This window comes from Desulfovulcanus ferrireducens (assembly GCF_018704065.1).
Classification (GTDB): Bacteria; Desulfobacterota; Desulfovibrionia; order Desulfovibrionales; family Desulfonatronovibrionaceae; genus Desulfovulcanus; species Desulfovulcanus ferrireducens.
In genome coordinates, this window is the sequence record NZ_JAGUQP010000002.1 from 1 (window position 1) to 17,120 (window position 17,120).

13 protein-coding genes are annotated in these 17,120 nt (G+C 43.6%); 2 read left to right on the top strand and 11 right to left on the bottom strand.

Annotation, left to right across the window (positions count from 1 at the left end; all coding sequences use genetic code 11):
- The first annotated feature begins 775 nt into the window (after nucleotides 1-775).
- The gene (gene cobM, locus KFV02_RS01165) at nucleotides 776-1,540 is read left to right on the top strand and encodes a precorrin-4 C(11)-methyltransferase (protein WP_252379703.1); all 765 of its coding nucleotides are present in this window, start codon (nucleotides 776-778) and stop codon (nucleotides 1,538-1,540) included.
- A 36-nt stretch (nucleotides 1,541-1,576) separates the two neighbouring features.
- Here cobM and moaA read toward each other — a convergent pair whose 3' ends face one another.
- Together moaA and KFV02_RS01175 are read right to left on the bottom strand one after the other, a co-directional pair.
- Nucleotides 1,577-2,572: a GTP 3',8-cyclase MoaA gene (gene moaA / locus KFV02_RS01170; RefSeq protein WP_252379704.1), complete on the bottom strand. Its 996-nt coding sequence runs from the start codon at nucleotides 2,570-2,572 to the stop codon at nucleotides 1,577-1,579.
- Nucleotides 2,573-2,594: 22 nt separating this feature from the next.
- Nucleotides 2,595-3,806, bottom strand: a complete 1,212-nt coding sequence (locus KFV02_RS01175; RefSeq protein ID WP_252379705.1) for a glycosyltransferase family 9 protein — start codon at nucleotides 3,804-3,806, stop codon at nucleotides 2,595-2,597.
- 235 nt (nucleotides 3,807-4,041) lie between these two features.
- Here KFV02_RS01175 and rfaE2 point away from each other — a divergent pair, with 235 nt between their 5' ends.
- Nucleotides 4,042-4,518 carry a D-glycero-beta-D-manno-heptose 1-phosphate adenylyltransferase gene (gene rfaE2 / locus KFV02_RS01180; protein ID WP_252379706.1) on the top strand — a complete coding sequence of 159 codons (477 nt, stop codon included), beginning with the start codon at nucleotides 4,042-4,044 and terminating at the stop codon, nucleotides 4,516-4,518.
- A gap of 812 nt (nucleotides 4,519-5,330) precedes the next feature.
- Here rfaE2 and KFV02_RS01185 read toward each other — a convergent pair.
- From KFV02_RS01185 to KFV02_RS01225, 9 genes are all read right to left on the bottom strand, one after another.
- A complete protein-coding gene (locus KFV02_RS01185; RefSeq protein ID WP_252379707.1) occupies nucleotides 5,331-7,001 on the bottom strand; it encodes an ArnT family glycosyltransferase in 1,671 nt (556 codons plus the stop codon).
- Complete coding sequence (locus KFV02_RS01190) at nucleotides 6,988-7,599, bottom strand: phosphatase PAP2 family protein (protein ID WP_252379708.1); 612 nt, start codon at nucleotides 7,597-7,599, stop codon at nucleotides 6,988-6,990. Before KFV02_RS01190 ends, KFV02_RS01185 begins: the two co-directional genes overlap by 14 nt.
- Nucleotides 7,600-7,698: 99 nt before the next feature.
- Complete coding sequence (locus KFV02_RS01195; RefSeq protein ID WP_252379709.1) at nucleotides 7,699-9,450, bottom strand: N-acetylmuramoyl-L-alanine amidase; 1,752 nt, start codon at nucleotides 9,448-9,450, stop codon at nucleotides 7,699-7,701.
- A gap of 1 nt (nucleotide 9,451) precedes the next feature.
- A complete protein-coding gene (glmS, locus tag KFV02_RS01200; RefSeq protein WP_252379710.1) occupies nucleotides 9,452-11,275 on the bottom strand; it encodes a glutamine--fructose-6-phosphate transaminase (isomerizing) in 1,824 nt (607 codons plus the stop codon).
- Nucleotides 11,276-11,635: 360 nt separating this feature from the next.
- Nucleotides 11,636-12,256, bottom strand: coding sequence for an XTP/dITP diphosphatase (locus KFV02_RS01205; protein ID WP_252379711.1), 621 nt, complete (start codon nucleotides 12,254-12,256; stop codon nucleotides 11,636-11,638).
- 11 nt (nucleotides 12,257-12,267) lie between these two features.
- Nucleotides 12,268-13,782 (bottom strand): two-component system sensor histidine kinase NtrB, encoded by a 1,515-nt coding sequence (locus KFV02_RS01210; RefSeq protein ID WP_252379712.1) that lies wholly within the window; start codon nucleotides 13,780-13,782, stop codon nucleotides 12,268-12,270.
- A gap of 21 nt (nucleotides 13,783-13,803) precedes the next feature.
- Nucleotides 13,804-14,679, bottom strand: a complete 876-nt coding sequence (locus KFV02_RS01215; RefSeq protein ID WP_252379713.1) for a HesA/MoeB/ThiF family protein — start codon at nucleotides 14,677-14,679, stop codon at nucleotides 13,804-13,806.
- 1 nt (nucleotide 14,680) lies between these two features.
- Nucleotides 14,681-14,902 carry a MoaD/ThiS family protein gene (locus KFV02_RS01220; protein WP_289509976.1) on the bottom strand — a complete coding sequence of 74 codons (222 nt, stop codon included), beginning with the start codon at nucleotides 14,900-14,902 and terminating at the stop codon, nucleotides 14,681-14,683.
- A gap of 108 nt (nucleotides 14,903-15,010) precedes the next feature.
- The gene (locus tag KFV02_RS01225; protein ID WP_252379714.1) at nucleotides 15,011-16,750 is read right to left on the bottom strand and encodes an aldehyde ferredoxin oxidoreductase family protein; all 1,740 of its coding nucleotides are present in this window, start codon (nucleotides 16,748-16,750) and stop codon (nucleotides 15,011-15,013) included.
- Nucleotides 16,751-17,120: the final 370 nt, after the last annotated feature.

Below are 17,120 nucleotides of genomic sequence, written 5' to 3' on the forward strand. Positions count from 1 at the left end.
AAAATTGTTCTTGAAAACAAAATAAACTAACCAATAAATTTTAACCATTAACTATTGACAAAAAACACAGTTGCTGAGTTAATTTGCGAGCGCATTTTCTTCAATGCTAACAAAAACTTGGACACATCTAAGGCTTGCTTGCGGGCTGTGCATAATGGGGTTAGTCAATAGAATATTATTTAATGCCTTTTCTGTTGTTATGATGGGTTTCGAAAGTTCGATGGAATAACCTCCCTATGCACAGCACTTCCGCAATCTTCGCCAAGATGTGTTACCCAACCCGTTTGTAATGCATTTCAGAAAGCGCACTCTTCATTTGTAATTTGAGGATGTTAATCGTGTCAGAAAGTTGAGTGGTTTAAATTGAGCGATTTTTTGCAGTTCAAACTTTGAGATTGCTTCGCTACACTTTGTTCCACTCGCAATGACAGGAGCGAGTTCGTCATTGCGAGGGCAGCGAAGCTGTCCGTGGCAATCTCATCACCCATTGAGTGAAAATCGCTAAATTTAGGTATAATTAAAAAAAATTCGTTTATCCAAAATGCCCCATTATGCCCTGCCAGCAAGCAAGCTTTTTGCCCCGTTGAATCCAGCGATGCGTGGCTGGCTTTTGCCAGTACTCAACTGGGGTAGATGGGCCCAGGCATTTGCACCAGCTTGAAAGAAATCAGGATTGAAAAAAATTATGAAAAATTGTCCTTCAGAGTAAGGTTTGGCCACAGAGTCTTAAACCAATAGGCCATTAAGCTATTCAACCATTTAACTATTATCGAAAATGAGAAGTAAAAAAGAGCGGATCAATATTTACTTTGTCGGGGCTGGTCCGGGTGACCCCGAACTGATCACTGTCAAGGGGCAAAAGATCATTAACCAGGCCGACATTATCCTCTATGCGGGTTCTCTGGTGCCCAAGGAGCTATTTACCCATGCACGTGCTCGCCAGGTAATTGACTCCTCGTCGCTTACTCTGGAGGAAATAGAGGAGATAATCCTTAATGCTCACCTCAAAAATCTTTTACTTGCCCGTGTGCACACAGGAGACCCAAGCCTTTACGGGACCATACTAGAGCAGATTCGGTGGATGGAGGCCAGAGGAATTGCCTATGAAATCATACCGGGGGTTAGCGCTGCTTTTGCTGCTGCAGCTAAGGCCAGGGTTTCCTTCACAGTGCCTGAATTAAATCAAACCTTGATTTTAACCAGGGTTGAGGGTCGCACTCCTGTTCCTGAGAGCCAGCGTTTAAAAAAACTGGCCTCAACCAAAAGTGCACTGGCCATTTATCTTTCTGCCAGCCAAGCCCGGAGCATCCAGGAAGAACTATTGCAGGCTGGTTTTAAAGAAGATAGCCAGGTGATTATCGGGTATCGGGTAGGCTGGCCTGATGAACAGATTGTCCACACCACTTTAATAGATTTGACCAGGCAAATGGAAAAGAAAGGATTTACCCGGCAGGTGATTTTTCTTGTTTTGCCCTTTAAAGGCGAAAACAAACGCTCCAAGCTCTATGATCCGGGTTTCAGCCACGGCTTTCGCAGCTAGTTTGAACAGGCGTGTCGGCCACAGGCTCAAAAATTTTCATCCGCCAATAGAAGACATAACCCTCTGACATACACTTTGCTTGTTTTCATCCCTGGACAACAAATTATAACCCAAGGGTTTTTTTCGGCTTGTCTGTTCCAACACCTTTTTTAACTGTTCCAGACCCAGTTTCGGGGAACGTAGCAAGGGGAGCAAACGGTATTCTTTATCTGAAAACAGGCAGGTTCGAAGCTTCCCATCAGGGGTAATCCTTAAGCGGTTACACTTATCGCAAAAATGATCGCTTAGCGGAGAAATGATGCCCAATCTGCCCTGGCCCTCCTTCAATCCAAAAATTTTCGCCGGGCCACTGGTCTGACCGGCCTTCTGTTGAAGAATCAAAGGCGTAATTTTTTGTGCTGCTGTTAAAATCTCTTTTGCTGACCAGTAAAAATCCTTGTTCCACATGGTTCTGCCCCCAATGGGCATAAACTCAATAAAACGTATATCAACCGGGTGGGTTAGAGCAAAACGGACAAAATCCTCCAGTTCATTGTCATTGACCCCTTTTAAAGCCACAACATTTATCTTGACCCGTATTCCTTTCTCCAAACAACGATCAATACTAGTGCGCACTTTATGATAAAAATCACGCCCGGTAATTTCGATAAATTTGTCCGCATCCAGGGTGTCTAAAGAAATATTTATACAGTTTATACCCATATCTTTTAATGCCTGAACTTTATTGGCAATTAAAGTGCCGTTGGTTGTAATGCGCAAGTCAAGAAACGGAAATTTATCACGCAACCTTGCTAAAAAATAGAGAAAATCCCTGCGTACAAAAGGCTCGCCCCCGGTCAGGCGTATCTTCTGTACCCCCAGGTCTACACAAGCCCTGATAAGTTCAAACATTTCCTCATAGGTCAGGATATTTTGATGAGAAATGAATTTTAAATACTTACAATTACGACAATAAAAACAACGTAAATTACAACGGTCTGTCACGCTTAAGCGCAAATAACTTACACCGCGGCCATATTGATCTACAATCATTATATCCTCCAAACTTCAATTTTCAGGGCAGCATCCATTCACGTTCCGGAAACATCCCTTGAATCAAATCTGAGGAAACAAAATGTTGACTTCCCATACCTGGGTTTAAAAATAAACGTAAAGCATGCCTCAATCTCAGCCGTGAGCTGACATAAAGGTCATGTCCGAATACCGGCCTATAAACCACGCCCACCTCATCAAAATCTGATGTAAGGACACAGAGTTCATCCTGCTCATCTTTCTTATTATCCAGAATGAATTGAATTATTGATTTATGAGTCAAATTTTCATGGCAAATAAGGTCAAAGTGACAGGGCCGCGATTCTACACAAGGGGCACAATGGGGCATAGCCTGAAAAACTACATGACCTTGGCCATAAGGTCCGGTTTCAAAGCACCAGGCAGAAGAAAAGAAAAAGGCCCACACAGGCACACCTAGATGAGCGGCTAAATGCATTGTTCCGGTGTCCGGCGTAACTACAGCCTCTAAACTTTGCACCAGTTGGACAAGGTCTGTCCAGCTGGTTTTTCCTGTTAGGTCTTTTACTTCAGAAATAATTTTCGGGTCGAGCAGACCCTTCAACTTCTGGGCTAAGGGCTGCTGTGCTTGGCTCCCCAAAAAATAAATTGGGCCCTGACCAAGCCTCTTGCGCATAGCCAAAATAATAGGGGCCAAAGTCGTTAAAGGGATGGAACGCCTGGGATCACGACCAGCTATGACTACGCCAAGTCCCTTGCCCGACCGTCCCGGGACTGGGTTGACATTGACCGGTGAAACAGGATGGTCATCAAAAAAAGCCCAGTAATCAACAAGATTTATAGGTGCGGTTACTCTGTCTTTGGCCAACCGAAAAGTCAACCTTACCAATTTATCTCTAACTTCCTGTCCATGAAAATTCTGATACCCACGGACTCTGTACGGATCAAACAGACGAATCAGGGCAAAATTCAAACCAGAAAAATTAAGGTTAACTACGAGATCAAAGTCTATCTCTTTCAGTCGGGACAGCACCTTCCTGTTTTCCATTAATATTCTGGCGGGACTGGTCTTCTGACCATGAGCCAGGATAGGATGCAAAATGACTTCCGGGTAAACCAATTCAGCCAGGCTGCTCAAAGACTTGTCCAGTACCAGGTGAACCTGCCCTTTTTGTTGTAGAGACAAGATTAGACGCTTACTCTGGATAAGATCGCCAAACCTGGCTAACTGGATGACTAAGTATTTTTTATCCATGGAGGTAAACGGTTTGGGGTACGAGATACAGAGTCTGTGCCAAAACCATACTTAAGATACAATTTTTCATAATTTTTTTTCAATCCTGATTTCTAATCTGGTGGTCAAAATGGGGTTTGGCCACAGACTCTACAAGTTAAGGAATGACATCAAAAGTCACCTTTCTTAATCCTTGCAGGTTGTTGATATAAGCTTTAAGGTAAAAGGTAAAGGTTTGAGGTAGAATGAAATGAGAATGAATCCGAGCAGCGAAAAAATTATATCCCTGGATGATTTTTTAAAGCAAAGAGACAGGCTAACTGACAAAAAAATTGTTTTTACCAATGGTTGCTTTGATCTTCTGCATCCCGGCCATGTGGATTATTTAGAGAGAGCAAAGGCCCTGGGAGATGTGTTGGTGGTTGGCCTGAATAGTGATGAATCCGTGCGCAGGCTTAAAGGGCCAAAGCGACCCATTAATCCGGAAATGGACAGGGCCTTGGTTTTGGCAGGCCTGGGTTGCGTAAATTTTGTTATCATCTTTAGTGAAGACACTCCTTATAACCTAATCAAGGCTGTCCAGCCAGATGTCCTGGTAAAAGGTGGAGACTGGCCGATCGATAAAATCGTGGGCAAGGATATTGTTCTGGCCAAAGGGGGAGAAGTAAAAAGTCTTGATTTTTTACCTGGTTACTCCACTACCAGCTTGATTGACAAAATAAAAAATACTTAAACTTATTCGCCGGGTTGAATCTAGGGCCGAGAGTCGGAATCACAACTCGTTTTTTAGTATCCCTCCTCTTCTCAACTTCTCAATATCCTACTCTTCCCAATTTCTTCTTGCACGCCTATTCCAGGGCCTGTGGCCGAATTTTTATATCAACTCAATTTCCATAGTTTATTTCAGTGTTTATTCCAATCCTGATTTTTTTCATGCTGGTGCAAATGCCTGGACCCATCTACCCCTGCTGAATACTGGCCCAGCCACGCTTCGCTGGATTCAACGGGGCAAAAAGCTTGCTTGCGGATAGAGCATAATGGGATACTTTGGGTAAACAAATATTCTTTTAATTATACCTAAGTTTAGCGATTTTCACTCAATGGGTGATGAGATTGTCACGGACAGCTTCGCTGCCCTCGCAATGACGAACTCGCTCCTGTCATTGCGAGGGGAACAAAGTGTAGCGAAGCAATCTCAAAGTTTGAACTGCAAAAAAATCGCTCAATTTAAACCATAGATAGTTATGATGCGGCAATGTTGAATTTTGAATGTTGAATTATTTGAATAGGTTATAAGATAAAGTTGTTTGTCAGAACTGTAAAATTTTAACTATTGCAGTTGCATCTTACAAATCTGTAAAACCAGCTCGTGCGTTTTCTGCCATACCCTCAAATTTTTCCAATACATCCCACTTATCCCTTAATCCTTACCCCCTACCACGTACCCCGTATCCCTCAAATCCTACCCCTCAATAAAATATAAGCTTTCATAATTAGTTTTAGTCCGGGCAACTTTTCCCCTTGCGGCGGGATTATGCACGCTGATTAGTTGTTATTTGATTTTTGTGCTTGCGCCTCTTTTGTGACTGCAAGGTAATAAGCTCTGTCCACAATCCATTGTTTATGTACAATTTTTAAATTTTCAGGCCGCTCACGCCAACTGTCCCAATATTTTTTGCGCATGGCCAGGACAATTTTCTCCCCGTTTCTGACTCTTTGGCCGATCATGGCGAGGTCTCTCGTTTCAAGGATGTTTTGTCCGGCATAATAGGTGTAAGTACCAGAATAAATCTTATAGGCAATGGGGGTATAGCCTTTTCTGATGTAAAACCCCATTTTTTCGGCCTGCTCTCTAGGGCTCATGACCGCATCCAGGGATGGGGCGGTAAAGATTCCCAGGACATTGATAAGCAGCGTCATGCCCATAACCAAGGTCATGAGGGGTAGGCAAAAGTCTTTTTTCCTAAGCTTGAAGATGAGAACGGCCAGGCCAAGGCAGACAAATGCAGCCAGAAAATGGCCTTTTATTTTAATGGGCCAGGGATGGAAAAAGTTGGCCAGAGGCAAAACAAGAGCCAGTAGGGCAAAGAATAGGGCTAAGCCCAGCCAGAACTTAGACTTTTGTTGGCTTTCCCAGAGGAATTTGGCCGTTAAAATAGCCAGTGGGGCAAAGATAGGCAAAAGATAGATGACGATTTTTATACTGATACAAGACAGCAGAATAAAACCAGAAAGAAAATATACGGATAAAAAACGCAAGCCTGATTTCAGCCCATCCGTGGCTTCGCCTCTCGACTCTTGACTCCCGACACTTGACTCCCGGCTCTTTTTGCCTTTTACCATGTTCCATGCTTTTAGCAAAAACAAGATCGTCCAGGGCAACCAAACCAGAGGCAGGGTTAAAAGGTAGTGATAAAAGGGTTGCGGGTGATGCCAGGTATTTACTGCTCGGCGATAAATCTGGTCATAAAAAATACTATGTAAAAATTTTTCTCCTTCGACAATATATGCTCCAATAACCCACAATAAAAGAATGCTGAGACAGAGGCCAATTCCTTTTAAAAAATTTTTTTGCCAGATTAAATTCATCTTTTTTTGTAGGGCTAGAAAAATAAGAAAAGATATTAAGGGAAAGGCCAGACCAAGTGGTCCTTTAGTCAATACAGCCAAGGCTGATAATATAAATGCAGTATAGAGATATTTATTTTTTTGGATAAGATAATATTTGTAAAAAAATATATGACTTAAAATTATTAGAGAAGCAAAGAAGAGGTCCATGCGTAAATAATGTGTAACTCCCATAAAGTACAAATTGGTTAAGAGAACAAGACAGGCTAGCAAGGATATGTTTTTATCTTTTATGGTAACTAGTGCCAGGTGATAAGTGGCTATCAGGTATAAATATGCTGAAAGACTTGTGCAAAAAAAGAAAAGCGCAGGAGGAGTAAATGGCGTGCATGATTTTACCAGGTAGATGAACCAGAAGTACACCGGCGGTTTATCAGGGTAAGGCTGACCGTTTAAGTATAGGACAAGCCATTTTTTTGCCTGGATCAAGTGTTCAAATACATTGGCATAGCGGATTTCGTCAGAAAACCATAGGTTTCTGGTATTGAGCGTAAAAGCAGTCTGTAGACCTAGAATAACGGCCAGAGAGAAATAAGGATGTTTTTGAATCCACGTCCATATTTTGGTACAAAACTTATCTGTCTGCATTTTTTTTCTTCCAAAAGGTAAAGATTAAAAAACCGCTTAACGAACCTAGAAAATAACCTAAGATCAGATCAGAAGGGTGATGCTCACCCAAATAGACTCGAGAAAAGGCCAGCAGCGTCCCAAAACAGCCCAAAACAAGGCAGATGATATTTTTTCGGCGCCATAATGCAAGAGGAAGGATGGCGCCGAAAATTTCCGCTGTATGCCCCGAAGGCAGGGAATTGAACTTGTTTTGTATTGAGAAGGGATGAAACTGGTCTCCCATGCCTGGTCTTGGCCTGCCAATACTGATTTTTAGCACACGGACCACGAAAAAAGAGATTACCAGTTGAAACAAGATATAATAACCACAGAGTAAAATTAAGCTTTTTTCTTTTTTAACTAGGCCCCGGATAAGAAGAGTAGAATAGACTACGTAAAAAAAAGCATTGCCCCAATCTGTGAGAAGCGTAAAAAAAGTAGTCAACCCGGGATGTTCCGGTCGAAAAGCAGTGAAGAAGAGATAGATTTTTTCCTCAGAGCCCAGAAAAAAATAAAGGCAGAAAACAATTGCCCAAAAGGGTAAGCTTGTTATGATAAAAGGTCGTATATCATTCATTTGTTGGTTAAATGATGGAAAGTCAGGAAGATGGGAAGTTGGGAGGTAATATTTTTCTCATTTTCTCCTAACTTCTTGGCTTCCCAGCTTCTTAAGTTCTTATTTTTTCGCGTAACGTTCGATTTTTCCTTTATAAGCCAGAATACCTTTGACCAGACCTTTGGCCATTTGGTTGAGAAAAGAGTCTGATGTGAGTTTGCGTCGATCATAGTAATTGGTAATGTAGCCAAGTTCTACCAGGATAGCTGGCATTTTCGCTCCCATAAGGACGTAAAAAGGAGCTTCCCGCACTCCTTGATCCTTAAAGTTAGAGTATAATTTTCTGGCGTATCTAAGGGTATTTGTATGAGCATTGTGGGCTAGGTCCCGCGACTCGTTGATTTTGGAGTTGAGCATCAGGTCAGTAAGAATAAATTGCAAGTCACTGATTTTTTTAGTGGAAACGGCATTTTCCCTGGCTGCTACTCTGATGGCGTCCTTGGATTTGGCCAGGTTCAGGTAGTAAACCTCAAAACCTCGAATTTTTCTGTTTCTATGGGCATTACAGTGGATGGAGATAAACAAGTCTACTTTTTTGGAATTGGCCATGGCAGTTCTTTCTTCTAAGGGAATAAAAACATCTTTTGTTCTAGTGTAGAGAACAGTAAAGCCTTGCTTTTTGAGTTGTCTTCCCAGAATTTTGACCATTTTCAGGTTGATATCTTTTTCTCGCACCCTTTTGCATACGGCCCCTGGATCTTTTCCACCATGTCCGGCATCAAGCATGATGGTTTTGATTTTTAACCCCAATTGCTCCAGCAGGTTTTGCGAAGTCAAGGCCTTGCTTTTTGGATCAAGGTGTAGCTTTGTGATATTTTTGTCGGTCTTTTGAGTATTTTTTTTGTCCGGAGCATAGACATCGACAACAACACGAAAAGGATTGTTCAGGGAAAAGACTCGAAAATTGTCTAGACTCTGGATGTCTAAGACCACCCGGGCCTGATTTTGACTATGTTGGGCAGCACGAATTGAGCGCAAAATGCCGTCGGTTACTTTTTCCTCGCGAGGAGTGTGTGCTTCCAGGACGGTTTTGTTCAAATCAATAAACAGTCTGTATGGTGTGCCCAGGTTGGGGTCTGGTTTTAGCAGTTTGTAATAATATTTGACCTCTTCATCCAGGTCCAGGACGACTCGTGTATAATCGTCACTGCTCCAATGACGGATATTGTTTAATCCGACAACAGGCCGAATGCCTTGCGAAAGGCGGGATTGGGCACTATGTTTATCAGATTTTCCTACAGAATGAGAGGAAGATGCATGTGTTTTCTTATTTGTACTTTTTTTCAGTCCATTTATTTTTTTTAAATTGGCTTGGTCCAGCTTGTGGAGAATTTTTCGGGCCTTGCCGCACATGTCTCCTTTCGGATAATTATGAACTACTTTTAGTAGCTCCAGGTAGGCCTGGGCTGAATCCCTCAGGTGATAGAGATAGATGGTAGCCTTTTTGAACTGTGCGTCATCTGCCCAGGAATGTCCGGGAAAGCGGTTTATGAGCCGTTGGTAATAGTCAACAGCCTTATAAAAATCAGATTTAAGACAAGATTTTTTACCCAGCTCTTCGTAAACACGTCCTAGATAATAGAGGGCCTTGGGAGCGTAAGCTCCTTTTGGGTTGTGTTCATAGGCTCGCCAGAATTTTTTTTTGACTTCAAGCCAATATGAGCGGTACTGGGCCTTTTTTTTGTTTTTTACAAGGCGGTGAAATTCCTGCCAGCCCTGCCTGAAATCACGGGCAGGGCTGGCCAGGGCTACCGTACTGAAGCAAAGTGCTAAAAGCAGGGTGAAAAAAAAGAGAGATTTTTTAAGGGCCATTCTACTCCACAGTAACACTCTTGGCCAAGTTCCTTGGTTGGTCCACGTCTTTGCCTAAATAAACAGCCATTTCATAGGCAAATAACTGTAGGGCAGGCAATACCATGAAGCTGTTTAACGGACCCCACAAAAGAGGTAGCTCCCATGGATGGTCAACTTTAAGATCCGTCTGGGGATGGGTCAGGGCTATGATTTTGCCTCCTCTGGCCTCAACCTCTTTCAGGTTGGACTTGACCTTGGGTAGAAGTTCATCGTTTAAGGCCAGAGCAAATGTGGGAAAGTTTGGGTCAATAAGGGCAATAGGACCATGCTTCATTTCTCCTGCAGCATAGCCTTCAGCGTGGATATAGGAAATTTCTTTGAGTTTGAGCGCTCCTTCCAGGGCCAGTGGGTAATTGATTCCTCGGCCGAGAAAAAAGAAGCTGCGGGCTGCTGCGTATTCCTGACTTAAAGCAGCGGCCTTTTCCCTGAGCCGTGGCAACTCTGTTTCCAGAATATCAGGCAGGCTGCTAAAGGTGTGTATTGATTTGGACAGCACATCAAGAGGCAGGACTTTTTGCCGCTGCCCCCAGTACAAGGTTAAGAGGTATAGCAGGACTAACTGGCTGCACATGGCCTTTGTCGAGGCCACGCTAATCTCTGGGCCGGCCTGGGTATAGATGACCCGATCAGACTCCCTGGCCACTGTTGAGCCAACAACATTGCATAACCCTATAACCTTTATCCCCTTTTCTTTGGCCAGTCTTATCCCGGCCAGGGTGTCGGCGGTTTCTCCCGATTGGCTGATGGCCAGGACGAGCTCATCAGGATTTAAGACCAGGTGACGATAACGAAATTCAGAAGCTATTTCCACTTCCACAGGGATGTGCGCCCATTTTTCCAAAAGATATTTAGCCCAAAGACCAGCATGATAAGATGTGCCGCAGGCCACTATATGCAATCTTCTGGGAACAGGCAGATCGTCAAGCTCTGTTAAAATCACCTGTTCTTTTTTACGGTCTATCCGTCCAGCCAGGCAATCACGAATTACTCTTGGCTGTTCAAATATTTCCTTGAGCATAAAGTGCTTAAATCCACCTTTTTGGGCTGCCTGGACATCCCACGCAATATGCTGCACCTGCTTATCTACTGGTTTTAAAGAATCTACAGAGTAAACCTGCCAGGAGTTGGCATCCATTTCCACCAATTCTCCGTCTTCAAGAAAGACAACATCCTTTGTATACTGCAAAAAGGCAGGGATGTCTGAAGCAACAAAATTCTCACCTGTGCCAACGCCGAGTAAAAGCGGGCTAGCTTGTCTGGCAGCCCAGATTTTGCCTGGGTAGTCTTTGCTGATCAGGGCAAAGGCATAGGAACCTTCAATTTGGGACAATGCCCATGAGATGGCTTCGGGAAAGGATGACATTTTTTGCAGGCCCTTGGCAATAAGATGGACTAATACCTCGGTATCTGTCTCAGAATTAAATTGGTGTCCCTCTTTTATTAATTCTTCTCGTAGCTCCTGGAAATTTTCAATTATCCCGTTGTGGACCAGAGCCAGGCTACCGGAAGAGTCCAGGTGAGGGTGGGCATTTTGTTCATTTGGCAGGCCATGGGTGGCCCATCTGGTATGACCAATACCGGATGTGGGCTGCATGATAATAGGCGAGGTTAATCTGTCCTCCAGAGCTTCTAGCTTGCCAGATGCCCGGTAAAGGTGGATCTGCTCCGACAAAGCAAAGGCAAGACCAGCAGAGTCATATCCTCGATATTCCAGTTTTTTCAGACCTTCTACTATGACAGGAATGGCCGGACGGTGGCCGGTATATGCAATAATTCCACACATGGGGATTCCTCTTTTAAGGTTATTAGATTAAGAGGTTCATTGAACTTAATTACCTCAACTTTCTGAGTTAATTTGCGAGTGCATTTTCTTCAATGCTAACAAAGACTTGGACACATCTAAGGCTTGCTTGCGGGCTGTGCATAATGGGGTTAGTCAATAGAATGTTACTTAATCCCTTTTCTGTTGTTATGATGGGTTTCGAAAATTCGATGGAATAACCTCCCTATGCACAGTACTTCCACAATCTTCGCCAAGATGTGTTACCCAACCCGTTTGTAATGCGTTTCTGAAAATGCACTCTTCAATTGTGTAGTAATTTGAGGATGTTAATCGTGTCAGAAAGTTGAGTTAATTACCTTTTTAGCTCTTATTTTTTATCTTTTTGTAAAAATTTGTCCATTTTTTTAAAAGTTCTTTTAATGCTTTGGCCCTATGGCTGATTTTATTTTTTTCTTCCCGGGTCATTTCAGCTGCATGTCGACCGCTTTCTTTGTCTATAAAAATCGGATCATAGCCAAAACCATGTTCTCCCTTGGGCTGAAAAGCAATTTTCCCTTCCCATTTGCCATGGGCCACCAATGTCTGGCCATCAGGGGCGCAAACAGCCATGACACAGGCGAAGTAGGCATATCGCTCTGGTTCTGCTAAATTCTGCATTTTGGCCAGAAGCTTGGCATTATTTTTTTCATCTGTGGCATCAGGTCCGCTGTAGCGGGCAGAGTAAACACCTGGCTCTCCACCTATCGCCGGGACCACCAGGCCGGAATCATCTGCAAGACTTATCAATCCTGTCAACTCGCATACTGTCCTGGCCTTTTGAAGTGCATTTTCTTCAAAAGTATTCCCGGTTTCAGGAATTTCTCCTATATTTGGGAAACTATCCAGACCAAGAACTTCCAGTTCTGGACACAGTGTGCTTAGAAGTTCTTTGATTTCCTTAATCTTTCCTTTGTTGCGCGTTGCTAAAACAATTTTAGACATACCTGCCCTCTTCATCTTATAGAGATATTTTTAGTGTGTTTATCTTTTAAAGCCAGGACCGGGGGGAGATAGATGGAAACAGTTGTCCCTTGTCCCACCTTACTTTTGATCTCCAACTTGCCTCCTATATCCTCAATTATTTTTTTGGTCATTGCAAGCCCCAGACCAGAGCCTTTATTTTTGGTGCTAAAAAAGGGATTAAAGATTTTGCTCAGGAGTTCGGGAGGGATGCCTGGCCCTGTATCTTTAATCTGGAGACAGAGCATTTTTTCCTCCATGAAGGTCTTGATCCGGAGTTGTCCGCCATCAGGCATGCATTCAATGGCATTCTTGATAATATTTATCAGGCCTTGTTTAATCAACCCCGGATCAGCCTTGGCCATGGGCAAACCAGACTTAAGCTCCAGATCAACCTGGATATTTTGTTTTTTACAGCCTATTCCCAAGAGATCCATGGTTTCTTTGATCAACTGATGAACTTCAACTTCTGAGATATCTGTTTTTGTCGGACGGGCAAAATTAAGGATACTTTTTAAAATTTTGTCCAGCCGTTTGGATTCGTCAAGAATGATCCCGGCTTTTTTTTGAGCCTTTTTACTCAGTTCTGGCATTTTGAGTAAGCTATTGGCAAATCCGCCAATAGCAAAGAGAGGGTTTCTGATTTCGTGAGCAATGTAAGTAGATAGTTCACCGATGGCAGCCATTTTCTCTGACTGCTGTAGTTTTTTTTCAAGAAAAGTACGTTTAGTTATGTCCCGGCGCATTTCCAGCAGGTGCGTGATGCGCCCCTCATTATCTTTGACCGGATAAATGTATATGCGAAAATATTGTAAGTGCCCCTGGCTATCAGTTCTGGAGTGGAGAGCCTCCGCCTTACGGCCGGTTCTTAGAACAGTCTCAAAAGGGCAATGTAGATTGGCTTCTTTGCAAGACTGACTTGAATTGTCCCAGGTAGACCAGCATGGCCTGCCCAGGATATCTGTTTTAGACAATCCAAGGCGCTGGCTGACGTTTTTATTTGCGTCAAGGATAATTTTATTCCTATCAAGGATGAGAATGTCTTCATGCACCTCGTTAATAATGGTCTGGAGCATGTTTTGAGTGTGGGAGAGATTAGTCTGACAACTCAAGCATAATTTTTCTTGGACGAGGGTTTGCCATAAGTAAGAGGCTGTTTGTGAATCAATAATAGATATGGACGGCGAAAGGTTCCGGCGTAAGTCGTGAGCAAATTCCGGACCGTTTCTCAGAAAAATAATGGTGTTGATATCTGGGATTTGGACCAACATATCCTGATAGTGATCAAAGATTCGAATCCCGGCCGAGGTGATAACTTGGGCCAGATCAGGCTCTAGTCGTGTGTCGGCTATACCCAGGATTTTTACCTCCGGAAACAAGGTGGGCAAGTCATATTTTTGGGCGAGGTGGACCATGTCCTGGATAAAGTCATCCGCTTTGACCAGAGCAAGGCGATATTGGGGCGTGTTGTGGTGCATTGTTTTGTCTCCGGGCAAGGGCCGCTTCATTGCTGCTGAGTCTCCCCATGCCTAAAGGCAGGGGCTTGCGCTGGCTGAGGTGCGGTCATTGAGATCGAAAATTTCCGAAGTCATTGTCTTCAGGTCGATAAAGAAAATTTTGCCCACTAAATTAGCTTTTCTTTGGGTCAGAATATTTATGGCTTCAGCGCATTGAATAGAGGCTATGAGGCTAACGATAGGAGCCAGACAACCCAGTTCAATCTCAGCGGATTGACTTTCCTGGCCGAGCCAGAAGTCAACAGGCCCCTTGTGTCCAGGTGTTATTGTGGCGGCAAATCCTGTCCAGCCGGCAACTGCTCCGGATATCAGTGTAAGGCCTGAGTTTACGGTGTGTTCGAGTAGAACTTGTCTGAAGCCAATTCCACCCAGAGCATCAATGACCAGATCAACCTTGCTTAAAAGTGGAGGCAAGGAAGATTCATCCAGAAATTTGGGAATGACCTGGCATTTAACAAATGGGTTAATGGACTGAATACGGCGTTTGGCCGCATGAACTTTTGGAGTCCCCAGGGTCTCCTGGGTGGAAAGAACCTGGCGGTTTAAATTGCTTTCTTCAAATACATCGCCGTCAGCTATGATAATCTGGCCCACTCCTGTCCGTGCCAGGCTTTCTGAAATGTATCCGCCCAGTCCACCAGCACCGACAATAAGTACTTTGCTTTTGGCCAGGGCCTGTTGGTCTTTGGTGGACAATGCTTTAAAGTTTCTTAAGTATCGATCGGGGACAATATTGTATTGTAAGGCCAGATTGTGGGCAGAGTGGAGGTCCAGATTAAACTCATCCGCCAACTGGGCAAGCTCTTGCGAGGAGATTCTGTTTATTGATAGAGAAGTGTTCTTTGTACTCGCCTGAATGAGTTTTTGTTTAAATGCAGTATCATTCATATTATCCCCCACCAACGGCCGGGAAAATACCTACACGATCATTATCCTTAAGTTTTGTATCCAGGGTGGCCTTTTTGCCATTAACAAAGACAATTTTTACTTCGTCTTCCGGGATGCCAAGCTTTTTGATTAACTGGGCCACATCCTGTCCTGCGGGCAAATCGATTTGACCACCTGGTGGAGCATATTCTGCTAAAGTAGCAAAACATTTAACTTCGATCATAATTCTCCTCGTAAAGGCTGATTTGGGTTGAGAGCAATGAGTATAAAAAAAGGGCAGACTATGTATAGCCTGCCCATAGCGCAAAAACGATGGATTAACAAGGATCAGTTAAACGTCGGCTCTGGCTTTCTGCAGTTCCTCCACGGTAAAATCCCAGACAGTGTTGTGAGGAGGCAGTTTTTCTTTGGCGAAGAAGTCCGGGAGTTGATCGTGGACTTTTGTGAAACCAGCATCCTTGTTGAAGGAATACTCATCCTTGAGGACTTCAATGCCTGCTTTGACAATATCATCTGTAGTAAAGTCGATACCATACTTGGCGCTGATCATCTTGGCAATTACATCCAGGGCATCTTCAGTATCCAGAACAGCAAAGGCTACAAACAGGCACATACCGGTAGCATCTATAGCTGCTGTGGCAATTTGAAGATTTTTGGATATTTCAACGTTGCCCTCTTTACCTAAAGGATTGACGTCTCCACCAACTTTAAGGATATTTTGACATACTCCATAACCAGCAGTGTGGTCAGCGCCCATAGGACTGGTAGCGTAGGTGACCCCAACACCCTTGACCGCGCGCGGATCATAGGCTGGCAGGGCCTGGCGTTTAACTACGGGAACCCTATCTACTCCCAGGGCCTCGCCGGTAAAGGCTGAGCCATTGGCGATAATCCGGCCCAGGTAGTCATTAGGATCATAAATACGTTTCATCAGGTCAATGGCTGCCTGGCCATCGCCCCAGGGAATAACCCCTCCTTCCATGGCTACGGCTATAGTGTTGCCCATTTCAATGGTGTCCAGACCAAGATCATCACAGAGGCGATCCAGTTGGGCAATCTTGTCTAAATCCTTGATGGTTGTGTTGGCGCCAAAGGCCCAGACAGTCTCATATTCAAAGCCAGAGGTGAGATATTCTCCCTTTTCGTCGCAGTAGGCCTGGGAGCACTGAATAATACAGCCTGCGTGACAGCCTTCTTTGACTACGCCTCCTCTTTTTTCAATGATCTCGACCATTTTTTCGCCACTGATATCAGCAGCAGATTCAAAACGACCATCACGGAAGTTTTTGGTCGGAAAAGCGCCGGCTTCATTAATGATATTTACAAGAATTGCCGTGCCATAGGATGGGAGACCCTGGCCTGTGACAGGGTGGCTACGCAGAATTTCCACCCATCTCTTGGCTGCTGTCTTAAATGTTTCTGGGTCCGCAGGTTGTGCTGCTTTTGCTCCGGAGTCATCAACGACAATGGCTTTGATCTTTTTTGAACCCATTAACGCACCGAGACCACCACGTCCTGCAGCCCGAGCAGGTCTGCCTTTGGGATCTGTGAACTGGATAGAGGCCCCCAAACGCAGATTTTCACCGGCAGGGCCGATGACCATGATTCCGGCCTTTTGGCCGAACCTTTCGAAGAGCTTGGCTGAAGTTTCATAAGTGCCGAGGCCGGCCAGTTCGGGAGTTTCAATTAACTGCACTTCATCTTTATTTATGAAAATGGTCATCAGAGGGCTGTCTGGCTCTGGCTTATCCTCCACAACTATACCCATAATACCTAGTTTAGCCAGTTTTTGAGAAAATACTCCGCCGGAATTGGATTCTTTGATGCCACCGGTTAAAGGAGATTTGCCCCCAACTGAAATCCTTCCCGTATTAGCAGCGATTGTTCCGGTTAAAAGCCCAGTTGCAATGACCAGCTTATTGTCTTTGCCTAAGGGATGACAGGTGGGAGGAACCTCTTTGCGCACTATCCTGGAAGTTAATGCTCTTCCACCAAGACCTGCGTAATCGCCACTTAGTTCTTCAAAAGCGAACTCTTTTTTTTGAATGTTAATGCGTAATAAACGTGTCATTGATACCTCCTGATTTTTAAAACTGCTTTTGCAGTATTTATGTCAACTATGACTTAAAGGTGTTTAGATAACAATATATAATAGTGAAATGTTCACCTGTAAAGCCATAATAACTATTTTTATATTAAGCAGTTTTTTAGGTTAAAGCAACATAAAACTTAATTAAAAACGTTGTGTTGTTTGACATATTTTTGTTATATGATTGCAGACATAATAAAGATGCGCCTGCAAAAAGTCCCTTTTTGCAGGCAATGTTGAATTTTGAATTATGAATGTTGAATTATTTAAAAGGGTTATAGGATAATTTTTTGCCAAAATTGTAAATTTTTAATTTTTGCAGTTGCATCAACAAATTTGATCTGTCTTAATT